This window comes from Kutzneria sp. 744 (assembly GCF_000568255.1).
In the GTDB taxonomy this organism is placed as follows: domain Bacteria; phylum Actinomycetota; class Actinomycetes; order Mycobacteriales; family Pseudonocardiaceae; genus Kutzneria.
This window is the reverse complement of sequence record NZ_KK037166.1, coordinates 10,734,147-10,736,195: the sequence shown is the minus strand read 5'-3', so window position 1 is coordinate 10,736,195 and position 2,049 is coordinate 10,734,147. Positions and strand designations below refer to the sequence as shown.

The window sequence follows — 2,049 nt, the reverse complement described above, 5'->3', positions numbered from 1 at the left end:
CTCGACGGCCGCGCCGTCACAGCCGAACACGCGCAGCCGGCGGAAGAAGGGATCGGCGGCGCTCTCCACGCTGACCGCGTCGCCCGTGCACGCCGACACCGTCATCCTGGTGAACTCGGTCGTGCTGCGGTCGCGCACGCCGACCCCCGCGCCCGCGATCTCGGTCGCCTCGCACTCCTCCGCGCTGCCCGCGGCCCGCCCGCTGAACAGATACCCGTGCTCACGGGCCCGGTTGACCCGGAACCGGCGCAGTACCGGCGCACAGGACTCCGTGGCGAGCACGCCCTCGGCGCCGGCGCCGGTGACCGAACCGTCCTCGATCAGGATGCTGCCGGAGGACGCCAGGTAGAGGCCGATCCCGGGCACGTCCGAGACGGCGAGCCGGGTGGCGGTGGCGCCGGCGTGCTGCTCGATCGCGATCGCCGGCTTGGCGGTCGCGGTCACCGTGGTGTCCGTGGCGGTCAGCCGGCCGTGCCCGTTGAGGCAGATGCCGTTGCCGCCGGCATCGCGCACCGTGCAGGCCCGCATCACCAGCTCTCCGTGCTCGGCGACCACGATGCCGGAGGTGCCGACGTCGTGCACCTGGCAGGAGTCGAGGATGTTGCCGGCGGAGGAGGTGACCACGATGCCGGCGCCGGTCGGGTTCGACACCTCGCAGCCGCGCATCAGCACGGCGCCCCGGTCCAGCGCGTACACCGCGGACCACCCGACCGCGGTGACCCGGCACTCGGTGAGGCTGAGCTGCCCGGCGGTCACGACGACCGCCGGACCGTCGTCGTCCTGAGCCTCGACGGTGAGCCCGGACAGGGCCGCCGAGTCGGCGGCGAGCACCACGGCGGGACCGGACGCGGCCACCAGCCGCACGGTGCCGGGACCGTCCTCGGCGGTGACCGTCACGGCTTTGGTCAGCACCAGGTTCTCGTGGTACTGCCCGGCGCTCACGATGATCACCGAGCCCTCGCGGGCGGCGGACACCGCGTCCGTGATGGACCGGTGCCCCTGCGCGGCGGTCTGGGTCACCATGATCACATCGTGCGCCACGTGCACATCCCTTTCGATGTCAGGCCGTTCCACTCCGGTCGTAACCGGCCAGGGCGAGGCGTCCCTCCAGGCTGGCGGTCGCCAGGTCCAGCCGCGAGCGGCAGCCGGTCTTGGCGAACAGCCGGGTCAGGTAGCTCTCCACGGTCTTCTCGCTGACCCGCACCGACACGGCGATCTGCCGGTTGGTCAGGCCCCGCTGGATCAGGGCGATGACGCGCTGCTCGATGTCGGACAGCTCCTGGCTGGCGGCCCGGTGCCGGGGTGGGGTCACCCCGCACTCGCGCATCCTGGCCTTGATGGTCATCCGCAGCTGGTCGCCGCCGAGGCGCTTGGCGATGTCGTACGCCTCGTGCAGCCAGGGCCGCGGCTCCTCGGCCACGGCCGAGGCGATCAGGCAGGCCCGCAACAGCTCGCTCTGGTTGTCGTGCGCGCGCAGCGCCTCCACGGCGGCGTGGGCACTGGCGAAGTCGCGCTCGGCCAGCCCGCCGAGCATCAGGTCGGCCATCTGCAGCCGGCGCCCGCCGAAGCGCTCGTACCACTTCCTGGTCAGCGCGCGCAGCTCGAGCACCTTGTCCTCGTTGCCCGCCTCGCATTCCAGCAGGGCCAGCCGGACGAGCAACCAGTGCAGGCCCACGACGTTGCCGCGCTCGGCCGCGTCGGCGGCCAGCTCGTAGGCACGCCATCCCGCCGCCAACGCCTCCAGCGGCCGGCCGCTCCGCGACAGCAGGCCCATCTCGGCCCAGCCCCACATCGCGGGAAAGGGACAGGTGGGGCCGGAGATCGCCAACCACTGCGTCGCGAGGCCCGGATCGCCCTCGCACCCACGGATCTCGGCCACCAGCAGGCGCGACAGATGGTGAATCGGGGTGTGCGGCGGCCAGCTCAGCTCCAGCGCCCGTGCCGCCGACAACACGTCGGCCCACTCGCCGCGGTGGTATCCGGTGATGACCCGGTGATAGATCGCGAGCGGACCGGCGTCCGGCGTGCCGTAGTCGTCACCGAGCAGGT

At 72.8% G+C, this 2,049-nt stretch carries 2 protein-coding genes; both read right to left on the bottom strand.

Annotation, left to right across the window (positions count from 1 at the left end):
* Positions 1-1,041 (bottom strand): right-handed parallel beta-helix repeat-containing protein (locus KUTG_RS48630; RefSeq protein ID WP_198047622.1); only part of this gene is annotated, 1,041 nt, incomplete at its 3' end.
* Positions 1,042-1,060: 19 nt separating this feature from the next.
* A partial coding sequence (locus KUTG_RS48625) for a helix-turn-helix transcriptional regulator (protein WP_043726760.1) occupies positions 1,061-2,049 on the bottom strand: 989 nt, incomplete at its 5' end.